This is a genomic window from Stenotrophomonas sp. SMYL41 (assembly GCF_036319965.1).
In the GTDB taxonomy this organism is placed as follows: Bacteria; Pseudomonadota; Gammaproteobacteria; order Xanthomonadales; family Xanthomonadaceae; genus Stenotrophomonas; species Stenotrophomonas maltophilia_R.
The window spans coordinates 333684-348997 of sequence record NZ_JAWIRX010000003.1 but is presented as its reverse complement, the minus strand read 5'-3'; the positions used below and the strand labels follow the sequence as shown (position 1 = coordinate 348997).

At 66.8% G+C, this 15314-nt stretch carries 11 protein-coding genes and 2 rRNA genes; 9 read left to right on the top strand and 4 right to left on the bottom strand.

The window, feature by feature from the left end; all coding sequences use genetic code 11:
• The first annotated feature begins 8 nt into the window (after positions 1-8).
• A 5S ribosomal RNA gene (rrf, locus tag V3B30_RS05750) occupies positions 9-123 on the top strand.
• A 133-nt stretch (positions 124-256) separates the two neighbouring features.
• Positions 257-371, top strand: a 5S ribosomal RNA gene (gene rrf, locus V3B30_RS05745).
• A 256-nt stretch (positions 372-627) separates the two neighbouring features.
• Here rrf (V3B30_RS05745) and V3B30_RS05740 read toward each other — a convergent pair.
• Together V3B30_RS05740 and V3B30_RS05735 are read right to left on the bottom strand one after the other, a co-directional pair.
• Entirely contained in the window at positions 628-2337 is a 1710-nt protein-coding gene (locus V3B30_RS05740) for a M28 family metallopeptidase (RefSeq protein WP_262082926.1), read from the bottom strand.
• A gap of 86 nt (positions 2338-2423) precedes the next feature.
• Positions 2424-3086 carry a hypothetical protein gene (locus tag V3B30_RS05735; RefSeq protein WP_262082927.1) on the bottom strand — a complete coding sequence of 221 codons (663 nt, stop codon included), beginning with the start codon at positions 3084-3086 and terminating at the stop codon, positions 2424-2426.
• Positions 3087-3181: 95 nt separating this feature from the next.
• Between V3B30_RS05735 and V3B30_RS05730 the strand changes: the two genes are divergently transcribed.
• Positions 3182-4480, top strand: a complete 1299-nt coding sequence (locus V3B30_RS05730) for a peptidoglycan DD-metalloendopeptidase family protein (protein WP_262082928.1) — start codon at positions 3182-3184, stop codon at positions 4478-4480.
• Positions 4481-4587: 107 nt separating this feature from the next.
• A complete protein-coding gene (locus V3B30_RS05725; RefSeq protein WP_262082929.1) occupies positions 4588-6021 on the top strand; it encodes a S41 family peptidase in 1434 nt (477 codons plus the stop codon).
• Positions 6022-6107: 86 nt separating this feature from the next.
• Here the strand turns inward: V3B30_RS05725 and V3B30_RS05720 are convergent, their stop codons facing one another.
• On the bottom strand, positions 6108-6800 hold the full coding sequence (locus tag V3B30_RS05720; RefSeq protein ID WP_014035716.1) for a rhomboid family intramembrane serine protease: 693 nt from the start codon (positions 6798-6800) through the stop codon (positions 6108-6110).
• A gap of 226 nt (positions 6801-7026) precedes the next feature.
• Here V3B30_RS05720 and V3B30_RS05715 point away from each other — a divergent pair, with 226 nt between their 5' ends.
• The 3 genes from V3B30_RS05715 to V3B30_RS05705 all read left to right on the top strand — a co-directional run bounded on the left by V3B30_RS05715 (position 7027) and on the right by V3B30_RS05705 (position 10249).
• A complete protein-coding gene (locus V3B30_RS05715; RefSeq protein WP_100471047.1) occupies positions 7027-8454 on the top strand; it encodes an outer membrane protein transport protein in 1428 nt (475 codons plus the stop codon).
• Between the two features lie 141 nt (positions 8455-8595).
• A complete protein-coding gene (gene pnuC / locus V3B30_RS05710) occupies positions 8596-9195 on the top strand; it encodes a nicotinamide riboside transporter PnuC (RefSeq protein ID WP_100471048.1) in 600 nt (199 codons plus the stop codon).
• On the top strand, positions 9182-10249 hold the full coding sequence (locus V3B30_RS05705) for an AAA family ATPase (protein ID WP_262082930.1): 1068 nt from the start codon (positions 9182-9184) through the stop codon (positions 10247-10249). The genes pnuC and V3B30_RS05705 overlap by 14 nt, the downstream gene beginning before the upstream one ends.
• A gap of 88 nt (positions 10250-10337) precedes the next feature.
• On the opposite strand, the gene putA is transcribed toward V3B30_RS05705, so the two are convergent.
• Positions 10338-13556, bottom strand: coding sequence for a bifunctional proline dehydrogenase/L-glutamate gamma-semialdehyde dehydrogenase PutA (gene putA / locus V3B30_RS05700; protein ID WP_262082931.1), 3219 nt, complete (start codon positions 13554-13556; stop codon positions 10338-10340).
• Positions 13557-13830: 274 nt separating this feature from the next.
• Here putA and V3B30_RS05695 point away from each other — a divergent pair, with 274 nt between their 5' ends.
• Together V3B30_RS05695 and coxB are read left to right on the top strand one after the other, a co-directional pair.
• Positions 13831-14307, top strand: a complete 477-nt coding sequence (locus V3B30_RS05695) for a DUF2244 domain-containing protein (protein ID WP_004153894.1) — start codon at positions 13831-13833, stop codon at positions 14305-14307.
• A gap of 11 nt (positions 14308-14318) precedes the next feature.
• Positions 14319-15272, top strand: a complete 954-nt coding sequence (gene coxB / locus V3B30_RS05690) for a cytochrome c oxidase subunit II (RefSeq protein ID WP_262082932.1) — start codon at positions 14319-14321, stop codon at positions 15270-15272.
• Positions 15273-15314: the final 42 nt, after the last annotated feature.

Genomic DNA, 15314 nt, shown 5'->3' with positions numbered 1-15314 from the left:
AAAGCCTCCCTGGTGAAATTAGCGCTGTGGAACCACCCGATCCCATCCCGAACTCGGAAGTGAAACGCAGCTGCGCCGATGGTAGTGTGGCTCAAGCCATGCGAGAGTAGGTCATCGCCAGGGTTTATACCCAAAACCCCGCTGCTTGCGCAGCGGGGTTTTTCTTATTAAGTGAAGGTACTGCATTCTCCGGGTTCCTTCCGCCCCAAGGGCAAGATCGCGAAGCTGGCGCTGCAAGCGCTGCTGCAACCGTCTACCTGGTGAAATTAGCGCTGTGGAACCACCCGATCCCATCCCGAACTCGGAAGTGAAACGCAGCTGCGCCGATGGTAGTGTGGCTCAAGCCATGCGAGAGTAGGTCATCGCCAGGGTTTACACCCAAAACCCCGCTGCTCACGCAGCGGGGTTTTTCTTTATGCGCAGCAAATGCGGGTAGTGCCGGCCGCTGGCCGGCAGACGCGTTGATGGAACCGCCGCGAGCGGCGGCGCCAACCAAGGTTGGCGACTACCGATGGCAGAGAGTGCCAACCAAGGTTGGCACCCACCAATGGCGGAGCGCACAAAAAAAGCGGCGCCCCGTGGGGCGCCGCTCTGCTCTCAACGATGTTCAGTCGAACATGGCCTGATTTACTTGGCCGGGGCCTTGTCCTTCATCATCGCGTCGCGGGCAGCCTTGAACGGGTTGCCTTCGTACCAGTTCGGCCAACGATCACCACCGGCCAGTTCCTTGCCGACGCCGTACATCAGCTGCAGGTCTTCGACGGTGCCGTCCAGCTTCCAGCTGGCCGCGTCGAACTCGTCCTTCGGGCCGTGATAACGGTTGGCGCCGTAATCCGCCGCGGCTTTGCGGCCTGCTTCCACGCCACCCTCGCGCAGGTCTTCGCCGCCATCGGCGTACAGGGCGGGCACACCGGCCTTGGCGAAGTTGAAGTGATCGGAGCGGAAGTAGAAGCCGCTCTGCACCGAAGTCTCACCGTGCAGGGTACGGTCCTGGGCGGCAGCCAGCGGCTTGAGGATGTCCTCCAGCTCCGAGCTGCCGAAGCCGGTGACGGTCACGTCCTTGGCACGGCCGGCCACCGACATCGCATCGATGTTGATCACACCGGCGATCTTGTCCAGCGGGAAAGTCGGGTGGGCGACGTAGTACTTCGAGCCCAGCAGGCCGGATTCTTCCAGGGTCACGGCCAGGAACACCACCGAACGCTCCGGCTTCGGATCCTGATGGGCCATTGCTTCGGCCACTTCGAGGATGCCGGCTACGCCGGTCGCGTTGTCGACCGCACCGTTGTAGATGTTGTCGCCGGTCTCACCCTCATGCTTGCCCAGGTGGTCCCAGTGCGCCATGTACAGCACGGCCTCGTCAGCGCGCTTGCTGCCCGGCAGTACGCCGACCACGTTGCGCGACTGCTTCTGCGCGATCTGGCTCTTCAGGTCGACCGCAGCGGTGGCCTTCAGCGGCACCGGTTTGAAACCGCGCTTGCTGGCGTCCTTGTAGGCCTGGGCGAGGTCCAGGCCGGCACCGGCGAACAGCGCCTTGGCCGCGTCGGCGCTCAACCAGCCCTGCACCGGGATTCGCGCCTCCGGGTCATCCTTGGCGGGCAGGTCGTACTGCGGGCCGGCCCAGGAATTCTTCACTACGTCCCAACCGTAGGACGCGCCGGCGGTATCGTGCACGATCAGCGCGGCGGCAGCGCCCTTGCGGGCAGCTTCTTCGAACTTGTAGGTCCAGCGGCCGTAATAGGTCATGCGCTTGCCGTCGAACAGTTTTTCGTCGTCGACATGGAAGCCCGGGTCGTTGACGAACATCACGACCGTCTTGCCCTTCCAGTCCTGGCCGGCGTAGTCGTTCCACTTCTGCTCCGGCGCATCGACGCCGTAGCCGACGAATACCAGGTCGCTGGCATCGACCTTGACCTCGGCCTGGCCGGTACGGGTGCCGACCACCATGTCGGTGCCGAACTTCAGTTCGGTGGTCTTGCCGCCCTGGGTGATCTTCAGCACGGTCGATTCGTCGGCCGTGGTCTCGGTCATCGGCACGTCCTGGAACCAGCTGTCGCCGTTGCCGGGCTGCAGGCCGATACGCTGCATCTGGTCGCGGATGTAGTTGACCGTGAGTTCCTCGCCCTTGCTGCCCGGGGCGCGGCCTTCGAACTCATCCGAAGACAGGGTCTTGACCATCTCCGCGAAGTCGCCGGCGTTGATCTCCGGCGAGAACTGATGGGTGGCCGGCTTCGCGGCAGCGGTATCGGTGGCCGGCGTAGCTGCCGGAGTATCTTCGCCTTTGCAGGCACTGAGCGCGGCCGCAGCGGCCAGGCACAGGAGGAGTTTGCGGGGCATCGTCGATTCCTGGAGAACAAAGGGCGGTCGCACATCATGCGCGACCGGTAAAAGCGAGTATCACCCAACCGCTGGGTCCGGCGGGTTCAGTCGGCCGGGGCGGTTTCGGTGTCGAACGGGATCGCCTCGGCGCCGGTGACCGGCCCGATGCGGGCGCTGCGATGAACGTACAGCACCACCTCGCGCTCGAACTGCAGCGGGCCGTCGACCACGGCATTCGGACCGATGATCACGCGTGGCTTGCGGCTGGCGGTCAGCGAGACGCTGAAGTTCGGCTTGCGCACATGCACGCCGCCCTTGACCTGCGAACCGATACCGACGGTGATGTCACCGTTGACGGTCTCCACATCCTTGCCGACGCGGCTTTCCACCAGACCGATGCCGCCGTTCACGGTTTCGACGCCGCCTTCGATCTGGCTGCCGCGATCGGTGAAGATGCTGCCATTGACGGTGCTGACGCCACCGCTGGCGATCACTTCGCGGCCCAGGCGCACACCGCCGTTGACTGTTTCGATTTTGCCGGTGCGCGCGCGGTCGGCGACCTTGACCCCGCCGTTGACGGTGTCGATGCTGCCGGTCTCGACGCCTTCGCCGACGCGGATGCCGCCGTTGACGGTGTCAAGCTTGCCGTAGCGCTGGCCCGGTTCGGCGCTGATGCTGCCGTTGACCTTGCTGATGTTCTCCTGTGCACAGACCGGCCCGGTGGCCAGCAATACGCCCAACAGCAGCGGAATGGAAAGAGCTTTCATGGGGACCTCGATGGATGTGCGGCTGGCAGGCCGCGTGCGGAGATGTCACCATTCCCCGGTATCCCCCGCAACTGCCTGAAGTCACTGGAAAGCCCTTGCGCGACAACGCCTTCCCATCACGCCGACATCACATCGCCGCTGCGCGCGGCGGGCGCTGCCTGCTGCTGGGGCTGGTCGTGGCGCTGGCCCTGCCGCTGCCGGGTGCCGCGCAGACGACCCGCGAGACCGAGCGCAAGCTGCAGAAGCTGCGTACCGAGCTGAAGGGCGTGGCGCAGGAGCGACGGCAGATCGAGGGGCAGCGTGGCCAGGCCTCGCTGCAGCTGCGCGAGGCCGACGAGAAGGTGGCCCGCACCGGTCGGGCGCTCGCGCAGACCGAAGCCGCGCTGCGCGAGCAGGCCCGGGCCCTGGCCGAAGCCGAGCAGCGCCGCAGCAGCCTTCAGGGCAACCTCGCCCAACAGCACCGAGAACTGGCCGGGCTGCTGCGCGCGGCCTACCAGCTGGGCACCCATGCACCGTTGAAGCTGCTGCTGTCGCAGGACACGGTGGCCGACGCCAACCGCGCCCTGGCCTACCATCGCTACCTGCAGCGCGAACGTGCGCGGCGCATCACGACGCTGACGGCCGACCTGAAGGAACTGGAAGGGCTGCAGGCGCAGATCGCCGAGCGCAAGCAGAAGCTGCAGGGTACACAGCAGGACCAGAAGCAGCAGGCTGCGGCGCTGGAAGCCGACCGTCGCGATCGCGCAAAGACCGTGGCCTCGCTGGACGAGCGCTTCAAGGAGCAGCGCGAGAAGGAACAGGCACTGGGCCAGGACGCCAAGGCGCTGGAAACGCTGCTGGCCAACCTGCGTGCTGCTGCCGCCCGCGCCGAAGCCGAGCGTCGCGCGGCTGCACGTCGAGCCGCCGCCGAAAAGGCCGCTGCCGAGCGGGCTGCACGCCAGGCCGCGGCGCAGGGACGGCCACCGCCGCCAACCAAGGTCCCGCCTGCGGTGGCATCGGCACCGGCGCCGAAGGTCGGCGGCCTGGGCTGGCCGTTGTCCGGCAACCTGCTGGCCCGCTATGGCGGCAAGCTGCCCGATGGCCGTACCAGCAGCGGCGTGCTGATCGGTGCGCCGGCCGGCAGCACCGTCACCGCGGTGGCCGACGGTACCGTGGTGTTCTCCGATTGGATGACCGGCTACGGCATGATCCTGATCGTCGACCACGGCAATGGCTACATGAGCCTGTACGCCCACAACGACACCCTGCTGAAGGATGCCGGCGCGCGGGTCAGCCGCGGCGATGCGGTGGCCAAGGTCGGCAATTCCGGCGGCCAGGGCGTTACCGCGCTGTACTTCGAGCTGCGCCGTGGCGGGCAGCCGGTGAATCCGGACAGCTGGCTGCAGCGGCGCTGAATCCGGTTCGCCGCGTGCGGGCCGGATTCAACGGGAATTTAGCTGTGCTTCGCGCATAATCGGTGCATGTGCCTTGGGCACCATGCCACCGTCGACAGGAGTGATCCATGCGCGCAGCCCGTACCGCCACCCTCTTGCTGGCCCTGTTGCCAGCGCTGTCCTGGGCGCAGCAGACCGCGCCCGCCCCGAGCCAGGAAACCAGCGGGCAGGCAGCGAACAGCGAGGAGGCGGTGACCTCGAAGGTGCCGCTGGAGGACATCCGCCGTTTCGTGGCCGTGTACAACGCGGTGCGTGCCGCCTATGTCGATCCGGTCGATGACAAGAAGTTGATGCAGTCGGCCGTGCGTGGCCTGTTGCTCGACCTCGATCCGCACAGCACCTACTTCAACAAGGAAGACGCGCAGGCCTTCGACGAGCAGGCCAATGGCGCCTACGAGGGCATCGGCGTGGAGCTGCAGCAGCAGCCGGACAATGCCAGCATGAAGGTGATCTCGCCGATCGACGACACGCCGGCGGCCAAGGCCGGTATCCTCGCCGGTGACCTGATCATCGCCATCGACGGCAAGCCGATCAGCGCCATCGATGCCAGTGAACCGCTGCGCGGCCCCGCAGGCAGCAAGGTGGTGCTGACCATCGTGCGCGAAGGCAAGCCGAAGCCGTTCGACGTGAGCCTGACCCGCCAGACCATCCGTGTGACCAGCGTGCGCAGCCGCCTGCTGGAACCGGGCTACGGCTACATCCGCCTGAGTACCTTCCAGGCCGATACCGGTTCGGATTTCCAGAAGCACGTGCAGCAGCTGCAGAAGCAGTCCGGTGGCCAGCTCAAGGGCCTGGTGCTGGACCTGCGCAGCAACCCGGGTGGCCTGCTGACCGCTGCGGTGCAGGTGGCCGATGATCTGCTCGACAAGGGCAACATCGTCAGTACCCGTGGCCGCATCAGCATCAGTGATGCACGCTTCGACGCGACCCCGGGCGACCTGCTGAAGGGCGCACCGGTGGTCGTGCTGGCCGACGCCGGCTCGGCCAGCGCATCGGAAGTGCTGGCCGGCGCGCTGCGCGACAACAAGCGTGCCCGCGTGGTCGGCAGCCGCACCTTCGGCAAGGGCTCGGTACAGACGGTGCTGCCGCTGGACAACGGGGATTCGGTGAAGCTGACCACGGCGCGTTATTACACGCCCAGTGGCAAGTCGATCCAGGCCACCGGCATCGTGCCGGACGTTGAACTGAAGCCCGCCGCCACGCCGGCGGAGGATGCGCTGCCGGCCAGCCTGACCGATTACAGCGAAGCGACCCTGCCGGGACATCTGCGCGGCGACGACGAAGGCACCGAGGGCTACCATGCCGGTGCGGTGCTGCCGGGTGATGGCCCGATCAACGACGCATTGGCCGAGCTGAAGAATCCGGGTTCGGTGGCTGCACGGTTGAAGGCCGAAGCGGCGAAGGCAGATGCGGCCAAGGCCACGAAGGCTGCAGCGAAGCCGGAAGCAAAGCCGGAAGCAAGACCGGAAGCAAAGCCTGCAGAGATCCCGGCCAAGCCTTGATGGCGTAGCGTCGCGCCATGCCCGACTGATTTCCGAACGCTGCCCGAGCATGGCTCGGGCATTCCGCAGAACCCGGCAAGCGGACGCTAGAACCCGTGCCGCTTGCGCAGCCGGCGCGCGATCGCCGCGCGCACGTACACGCCATACAGCAGGCCGAACAGGAAGCCGCCGATGTGGGCCCACCAGGCCACCATGCCGAAGCTGGGGCCGATATGGGCGAATACCACCTGCAGCGCGGCCCAGACGCCGATGAGCAGATAGGCCGGGGCGCGTACGAACTCCAGGAACAGGCCAAGCGGGATCACCACGCCCAGCCGGGCACCCGGGAACAGGGCCAGATAGGCGCCGATCAGCGCCGACACCGCGCCACTGGCACCGATGATGATCTGATCCGGGCTGCCCATGGTGTAGATCGCCACCAGGTTGGACACCGCGCCGCCCACCAGGAACAGCAGCAGCAACCGCCATGGCCCCAGCACCCGCTCTGCGGGCAGGCCGAAGATCAGCAGGAACACCAGGTTGCCCAGCAGATGCGACCAGTCGGCATGCAGGAACAGGGCGGTGAACAGCCGCAGCACGCTGCCGTCCTGCAGGGTCGCCCACCAGTCCAGCGGGTGGGTCAGGCCGGTGGACAGGGCGCCCCAGTCCAGCCAGAGGCTGCCGCGGGCATCGTCCGGGCGCGAGATCGACCACAGGAACGCCAGCCACAATGACGCGAACAGCACGGGCGTGGCCCAGCGCAGGGCCGCCTTCTTGCGCGACGGGAGGGAGACGAACATGGGTATAAGCCTAGCGTGGCGACGCCTGCGGCGGGGATTGTCCTGTTCAGCTTTTGAGACGAAAAAAGCGCAGCTGCTGTTATTGTTTCATTAACAGCTCTGGGTAATACTCGCATACGGCGTCGTATGTCGGGAGGGGAATCCGGCGCGCTCCGAAGGGCCCCAGGGCCGGCCGGGCGCAGGCGCACTCAGAGCAACATCACCGCTTACCGGAGAGAGAACTACGATGCAAACCGCTTCCACCATTGCCCGTCTGACCCTGCTGGCCGTCGGCGTTGCCGGTGCGCTGGCTGCCGCCGATGCCAACGCCGCCGCCTTCCAGCTGAAGGAAAACAGCGCCAAGGGCCTCGGCCGCGCGTTCGCCGGCTCCACCTCGGCCGAAGGCGACGCCTCGGTCATCGCCACCAACCCGGCCTCCATGCGCCTGCTCGACGGTACCATGCTGCAGGGCGACGTCAGCGCCATCAGCTTCGGCGCCAAGTTCCGTGGCCAAGGCAAGTACGCCAATGGCGCTCCGATTTCCGGCGGCAATGGCGGCGACGCCGGCATGATCGCCCCGGTCCCGGCGGCCTATTTCCACGTGCCGTTCGGCGAGAACGACAACATGCACTTCGGTGTGTCGCTGTCGGTGCCGTTCGGCTTCAAGACCGAATACGACCGTGACTGGGTCGGCCGCTACAACGGCGTGAAGACCGAACTGCAGGCCGTCGACCTGGGCGCCGCGTTCTCCTACGACGTGAACCCGTACCTGTCCTTCGGTGCGTCGGTGTTCGTCGAGCGCCTGGACGTTGACCTGACCAGCGCCGTCGATGCCGGCACCGCCATCAACGCCAGCGCCCAGCAGCGTGCTGCTGCCACCGTGCTGGCCCGTGGCGGCACCCAGGCCCAGGCCGCTGCCGCTGCCCGCCAGGCCGGTATCCAGGCTGCCCAGCTGGGCTTCTCGCCGGGTACCGCCGATGGCTACCTGCGCATCAAGGGCGACGAAATGTCCGTGGGTTACACCCTGGGCATGACCGTCAGCCCGGTGGAAGGCACCAACATCGCCTTCAGCTACCGCTCGGAAGTGGAACACAAGATCACCGACGGCAAGGCCGACTTCACCATGACCCCGGCTGCGGCCGCGTTCCTGGCCAGTGCTGCCCCGGGTACCTTCGTTGACAGCAACGGCCGTGCCACCATCACCCTGCCGGCCAGCGCCACCGTCAGCGTCACCCACCGCGTGAACGATCAGTGGAAGATCATGGCCGACGTCTCGCGCACCGCGTGGAGCAAGTTCGACCAGGTCACTGTCGACTATGACTCCAACCAGCCGGACAGCGTGCTGCCGTTCCACTACCGCGACACCACCTTCGCGTCGATCGGTACCGAGTACCGCATGAACGAGAAGCTGACCCTGCGTGGCGGTCTCGCTTACGACCAGACCCCGACCACCGACGTCCACCGCGACGTGCGCGTGCCGGACACCACCCGCAAGTGGCTGTCTCTGGGCCTGACCTACGCGGCTTCGGACAAGATGGAATACAGCGTGGGCTACACCCACCTGTTCACCAAGGATCCGAACATCACCTCGACCTCGGCCACCGGCAACACCGTGACCGGCAAGTACAAGGTGACCGGCGACGTGCTGGCGGCTTCGATGCAGTACAAGTTCTGATTCAGGCGATTGCCTGAAACAGTACGCAGGAGGCCCCGCGCGAGCGGGGCCTTCTTTTTGTGGGGACGGTCTGGGGCATCCACCCACGGCGTGGATCTGCCGGGTTGTCCACGCAGCGCACGGATCCACGACAATAGCGGCATGAACCTGTCCGACTCGAACTTCCAGCTGGAGCTGGCTGCCAACATCGCCGTCGCCGGCTCGATCCTGCTGGCCGGGCGCAACAACGTGCACACCTGGTGGCTTGGCATCGTCGGCTGCGCCTTGTTTGCTGCCGTGTTCGAACGATCGCACCTGTACGCGGACATGGTGCTGCAGTTCTTTTTCATCGCCATCAGTGTGCTGGGCTGGTGGCAGTGGCTGCGCGGCGACCATGGCGCGCCGCTGCCGATCACTTCGCTGCGGCCGCGGGCATGGGCCTGGCTGGCGCCACTGGCGGTGGTGGCCACGTTCGGCTACGGCTGGATGCTGACCCGCCTGACCAATGCCTATGCGCCGTATATCGATTCGGCGGTGCTGGTGCTGAGCGTGATCGCGCAGATCCTGATGATGCGGCGCAAGCTGGAATCGTGGTGGGTTTGGCTGCTGGTGAACACCGTTGCAGTGCCGCTGTACTACAGCCGTGGCCTGCATCTGACCTCGATCCTGTATGTGGGCTTCTGGATCAACGCGCTGGTGGCACTGCGCCATTGGCGGCATCTGATGCGCGACGAGGCCAGGGCGGCCGATGCCGCTGCCTGAGCGCGCTGCGCGGGGGCTGGTGGTGGGCAAGTTCTGCCCGCTGCACCTCGGCCATGAACGACTGATCGACTTCGCTGCCGCGCGCTGCGTGCATCTGCTGGTGATCGGCTGGTCGCAGCCGGGCTTTGCCGGCTACAGCGCCGAGCGCCGTGAGCGCTGGCTGCGTGCGCGTTTCCCGCAGGCGACGGTGGCGGTGCTTGACGACGCGCGACTGGCGGCATTGTGCATGCAGCATGGCTTGCCAGTGCGAACCCTGCCGCAGGACAGTGATGACGAACAGCTGCAGCGGGACTTCACCGCGTGGCTGTGCCTGAACCTGTTCGGAGGGCCGGTGCAGACGGTGTACACCGGCGAGGACTACGGCGATGGTTTCGCGCAGGCGCTGGCCGCGCACTTCCATGCACCGGTGCAGCACCAGCGGCTGGAGCGCAGCCGCGATGTCGGCCAGCCCAGCGGCACCCGGCTTCGCGCCGATCCGCATGCGCTTCGCCACGGCCTGTCGCCGCAGGTGTACGCGGACTACGTGCAGCGCGTGGCCTTCATCGGTGGCGAATCCACCGGCAAGACCACGCTGGCGCGGGTGCTGGCCGAGCGGATGGGCACGACGTGGGTCGCGGAATTCGGGCGCACGCTGTGGGAAATGCAGGGCGGTGACCTGCGCGAACCGGACCTGCTGCGCATCGCCGAAGAGCAGCCCCGGCGTGAGGATGCGGCGGCGCTGACGGCGCATCGCTGGTTGTTCTGCGATACCACGCCGCTGGTGACGCTGGGCTACAGCGGCTGGATGTTTGGTACGGCACCGGAGGCACTGCGGCAGGCTGCACTGCGGCCGTACGACCTGTTGTTCCTGTGTGCGCCGGATATCCCGTTCGACCAGGACGGCACGCGGCTGGGGGAGGCATTCCGGGCGCAGCAGCATGCGTGGTACGTGCACGAGTTGCAGGCGCGGGGAGTCGAGTACGTGCTGCTGGAGGGCGACCTGGAAGCGCGCATCGCGAGGGTGCGGCACGAGCTGGCCAAGCTTACGGACAGCCGGTTCAGTGTGGCGGCATGATCGTCGCCGGGTATGGTCCGGCGCTACCGGCAAAGCACAAAAAACCCCGCTTTCGCGGGGGTTTTCGTTCACTGCCTGACGCGGGCGATCAGTCGCCCAGGGTCAGCAGCGACGCGTTGCCGCCAGCGGCGGTGGTGTTCACCGTCACCGTCTTCTCGGTGGCAAAGCGCAGCAGGTAATGCGGGCCGCCGGCCTTCGGGCCGGTGCCGGACAGGCCCTGGCCGCCGAACGGCTGCACGCCGACCACCGCACCGATCTGGTTGCGGTTGACGTAGACGTTGCCGACATGGACGCCGTTGCTGATGCGGTCGACGGTCTCGTCGATGCGCGAATGCACGCCCAGGGTCAGGCCGTAGCCGGTGGCGTTGATCTGGTCGATCACCGCGTCGAGCTGGTCGCCCTTCCAGCGGATCACGTGCAGGACCGGCCCGAAGATTTCCTTGTGCAGCTGGCCCAGATCCTTCAATTCGTACGCGCGCGGGGCGAAGAAGGTGCCGTTGGCCGCTTCGGCCGACAGTTCGGCGGCGGCGATCAGGCGCGCTTCGCGGTCCATGCGCTCGGCGTGGTCCTGCAGGATCTTCAGCGCGTCGGCATCAATCACCGGGCCGACGTCAGTGGACAGCAGGCCCGGGTTGCCGACCTTCAGTTCCTTCATCGCGCCGGCCAGCATGGTCATCACCTTGTCGGCGATGTCGTCCTGCACGAACAGCACGCGCGCGGCCGAGCAACGCTGGCCAGCGGAGGTGAAGGCCGAACCGATCGCGTCCTTGACCAGCTGTTCCGGCAGTGCCGAGGAGTCGGCGATGAAGGCGTTCTGGCCACCCGTCTCGGCAATCAGCACGCCGATGGCGGCGTCACGCGCAGCCATCGCGCGGTTGATCGCACGGGCGGTGTCGGTGGAGCCGGTGAAGGCCACGCCGGCCACGCGTGGGTCGGCGGTCAGCGCGGCACCGACGGTGGCGCCGTCACCCGGCAGGAACTGCACCACCTCGGCCGGCACGCCGGCGTCGTGCAGCAGCTTGACCGCGTAGTAGCCGATCAGGTTGGTCTGCTCGGCCGGCTTGGCGATGACGCTGTTGCCGGCGGCCAGGGCGGCAGCGACCTGGCCCAAGAAGATCGCCAGCGGGAAATTCCACGGGCTGATGCAGACGAACACGCCGCGGCCATGCAGCTGCAGTTCGTTGGACTCACCGGTCGGGCTGGGCAGCTTCTCGGCGTGACTGAACTGCTCGCGTGCCTGCTTGGCGTAGTAGCGCAGGAAGTCCACGGCTTCGCGCACTTCGGCGATGCTGTCGGGCAGGCTCTTGCCCGCTTCCTTCACGCACAGTGCCATGAACTCGGGCATGCGCGCTTCCAGCTGGTCGGCGGCGTGTTCGAGGATGGCGGCGCGACTGGCGGCCGGGGTGCGGTTCCAGGCCGGCTGCGCGGCCACGGCATTGGCCAGGGCCTTCTGCACGGTGGCGGCATCGGCGGCCAGCCACTGGCCGACCACTTCGCGGGTGTCGGCCGGGTTGGTCACCGGCAGCGCGGCGCCGGCCGGGTTGGCGCCCGGCACCAGCGGGGCGGCCTGCCAGGGCTTTACGGCGGCGTTGATCTGCTCGGCCAGGGCGCGCAGTTCGTTGTCGTTGGCGAGGTTGGCGCCCATGGAGTTCTTCCTGTCGTGGTTCTGGCTGCGCAGCAGGTCAACCGGCAGCGGGATCTTGGGATGCGGGATCGAAGCGAACGAGGCGACCATCTCGACCGGATCGCGGATCAGGTCGGCGATCGGCACGCGTTCGTCGGTGATGCGGTTGACGAAGCTGGAGTTGGCGCCGTTTTCCAGCAGGCGGCGCACCAGGTAGGGCAGCAGGTCTTCATGCGAACCGACCGGGGCGTACACGCGGCAGGGCAGGCCCAGGCGATCGGCCGGCACCACTTCGGCGTACAGGTCATCGCCCATGCCGTGCAGCTTCTGGTGCTCGTACACGCCACCGTTGGCAATGCTGCGCACAGCCGCGATGGTGTGCGCGTTGTGCGTGGCGAACATCGGGTAGATCGCGTCGGCATGGGTGAACAGGCGCTTCGCGCATGCCAAATACGACACGTCGGTGTTCTGCTTGCGGGTGAATACCGGGTAGCCCGGATAGCCTTCGATCTGTGCGCGCTTGATCTCGGCATCCCAGTAGGCGCCCTTGACCAGGCGAACCTGCAGGCGGCGACCGGCGCGGCGCGCCATGTCGGCCAGGTGGTCGATCGTGTACGGCGTGCGCTTCTGGTAGGCCTGCACGACCACACCGAAGCCATCCCAGCCAGCCAGCGAGGCGTCGGAGAACACCTGCTCGATGATGTCCAGCGACAGTTCCAGGCGGTCGGACTCTTCGGCGTCGACGGTGCAGCCGATGCCGTAGCTCTTGGCCAGCTGCGCCAGTTCCAGCACGCCCGGCACCAGGTCCTTCAGCACGCGCTCGCGCTTGGCGTGCTCGTAGCGCGGGTACAGCGCCGACAGCTTGATCGAGATGCCCGGTGCGTTGTTGACGTCGCCGTCCGGACGGCCGCCGCGCGCCTTGTGATCGCCGCCGATGGCGTGGATCGCACGACGGTAGTCTTCCAGGTAGCGCAGCGCGTCCTTCATGGTCAGCGCGCCTTCGCCCAGCATGTCGAAGGAGTAGCGGTAGCTGGCGTTGTCGCCCTTGTGCGAGCGCGACAGCGCCTCGCTGATGGTGCGGCCCATCACGAACTGGTGGCCCATGATCTTCATCGCCTGGCGCACGGCCAGGCGCACCACCGGCTCACCGACGCGACCGACCAGGCGCTTGAACGCGCTGGGCGCATCGGCGCGGGTGGCGTCGTTCATCTGCACCAGCTTGCCGGTCAGCATCAGGCCCCAGGTGGAGGCGTTGACCAGCACCGAGTCGCTGCCGCCCAGGTGCTTTTCCCAGTCGGCGTCGGCCAGTTTGTCGCGGATCAGCTTGTCGGCAGTGTCCTGGTCCGGAATGCGCAGCAGCGCTTCGGCCACGCACATCAGCAGCACGCCTTCCTCGCTGCCCAGGTCGTACTGGCGCATGAAGGCTTCAATCGCGCCCTGGTCCTTGGCGCGCACGCGCACGCGGCCCACCAGGTCGGCGGCCAGCGCCTGCACCTTGGCCTGTTCCTCGGCGGGCAGGCGGGCCTGCGCCAGCAGCTCGCGGACGTGGCTGGCCTCGTCCTTCAACCAGGCATCGGTGATGGCCTGGCGGAACGGGTTGGGGGGCGCCGGCAGTTCCGGCGACAGCAGCGCGCCGGGACGCGGGGCGTCATGGGCGGCAGGGGAGGAAGAAGGTGCGTTCATGCCGGTCCGGCCAGTGGAAAACTTGGCGATTTTAATCATTTTTGCGGGTTACGGAAGTGCCCCGCAGCCACCTTCGTGAAGTGCTGATAGCCCCTAGCGGCGGTGGATTCAGCGTGTTCAGGCAGGCTGCCATTAATTGTGCTGAATTCGTCATTCGTGCCGCCGACCTCATGCTGTGTTGCAGCATCGGAAAATGTGTGAATGCACCCTTGCTACCGGCGAGAGGGCGGGGCTACCATCGAGACGTTTCCCGCGGCAGGAACGCGGTTGCGACATGATCGAGGTGCTTCCAGCTCCGGATGGGTCAGGTACGCAGCTGCGGCTGCGTCCCCCACGGGCGCTCGATGCCCGGCAGTTCGTCCTGTTGTTCACCGTGTTGTCGGGTGCGATGTGGCTGGTGTCCGCCCTTGGGTGGTTGGCCGGCAATGCATTCGCCCCCCTGTTCGCGCTGCTGTACAGCCTGGTGCTGGCGGCGGCGCTGCGTGCCTTGTGGCGCAGTGGTGAACGGCAGGAGGAGATCCGGGTAGTGCCGGCGTACGTGGAGGTCATTCCCGTACCCGGTGGATCGCCGGTGTTCCGGGCCCACCCTCACTGGGTGCGCCTGCTCACCGACGATGAGAGGGTCCGGCTGGCATCCAGCGGCCGGCAGGTGGAGGTGGGGAGTTTCCTCGCGCCGGCCGAACGCCAGACGCTTGCAGAGACACTTGAAAGCTTGCTCGCCGCCAGCGATGGCGGCAACCGACGACGCTAAGGGTCTAGGCAATGAAGCAAAGCAGCAGGTGGGGCACGAAGTGCGTTGCAGCGGTCGCCGCCATGGTGGCCGGGGGACTGGTTCCGGCGCTGGCCTGGGCCCAGGCGGCCGATCCAAAGCCGTGGCAGCTGAACATGGGCAAGGGGGTGACCCAGACCTCGCGCCTGGCCTGGGAATCGAACAATCTCTCGTTGATCATCTGCACGGTGATCGGCGTCATCGTGTTCGGCGCGATGGCCTACGCCATCTTCAAGTTCCGCAAATCCAAGGGCGCGGTTGCCGCCACCTTCAGCCACAACACCAAGGCCGAGGTGATCTGGACGGTGATCCCGGTGATCATCCTGATCGTGATGGCGTGGCCGGCCACGGCCAACCTGATCAAGATGTACGACACCCGCGATGCCGAGATGACGGTGAAGGTCACCGGCTACCAGTGGATGTGGAAGTACGAATACCTCGGCGAAAACGTCACCTTCACCAGCCGCCTGGACCGCGAGTCCGACCGGGTGCGCCAGAGTGGCATCGTGCCGACCCGCGAAAGCCACCCACACTACCTGCTGGACGTCGACAACCGCCTGGTGCTGCCGGTCGATACCAAGGTGCGTTTCGTCATCACTTCCGACGACGTGATCCACGCCTGGTGGGTACCGGCGCTGGGCTGGAAGCAGGACGCCATCCCCGGCTTCATCAACGAGGCCTGGACCAGCATCGAGCAGCCCGGCGTGTACCGCGGGCAGTGCGCCGAGCTGTGCGGCAAGGACCACGGCTTCATGCCGATCGTGGTCGAGGCGGTGTCCAAGGAGGAATTCAAGCAGTGGCTGGCGCAGCGCAAGCCGGCGCCACCTGCCGCGCCGGCAACGCCTGCGGCACCGGCCGAGCCAACTGCACCGGCGGGCGAGGCACCGGCTGCGCCTGCTGCTGCAGAAGCGGCCAGCGCACCTGCCACCGCGGCCAGCGGCGCGTGATGTAAAGCCCGCGGCCGCCCGCGGCCGTGGTGACAACCGATT

Excerpts from the sequence above, each read along its gene's own strand:
- V3B30_RS05720 (WP_014035716.1), bottom strand. The coding sequence starts at position 6,800 with ATGTTCGTCTCCCTCCCGTCGCGCAAGAAGGCGGCCCTGCGCTGGGCC.
- V3B30_RS05740 (WP_262082926.1), bottom strand. The coding sequence starts at position 2,337 with ATGCCCCGCAAACTCCTCCTGTGCCTGGCCGCTGCGGCCGCGCTCAGT.
- pnuC (WP_100471048.1), top strand. The coding sequence starts at position 8,596 with ATGAACCTGTCCGACTCGAACTTCCAGCTGGAGCTGGCTGCCAACATC.
- V3B30_RS05695 (WP_004153894.1), top strand. The coding sequence starts at position 13,831 with ATGATCGAGGTGCTTCCAGCTCCGGATGGGTCAGGTACGCAGCTGCGG.
- V3B30_RS05705 (WP_262082930.1), top strand. The coding sequence starts at position 9,182 with ATGCCGCTGCCTGAGCGCGCTGCGCGGGGGCTGGTGGTGGGCAAGTTC.
- coxB (WP_262082932.1), top strand. The coding sequence starts at position 14,319 with ATGAAGCAAAGCAGCAGGTGGGGCACGAAGTGCGTTGCAGCGGTCGCC.
- V3B30_RS05735 (WP_262082927.1), bottom strand. The coding sequence starts at position 3,086 with ATGAAAGCTCTTTCCATTCCGCTGCTGTTGGGCGTATTGCTGGCCACC.
- putA (WP_262082931.1), bottom strand. The coding sequence starts at position 13,556 with ATGAACGCACCTTCTTCCTCCCCTGCCGCCCATGACGCCCCGCGTCCC.
- V3B30_RS05725 (WP_262082929.1), top strand. The coding sequence starts at position 4,588 with ATGCGCGCAGCCCGTACCGCCACCCTCTTGCTGGCCCTGTTGCCAGCG.
- V3B30_RS05715 (WP_100471047.1), top strand. The coding sequence starts at position 7,027 with ATGCAAACCGCTTCCACCATTGCCCGTCTGACCCTGCTGGCCGTCGGC.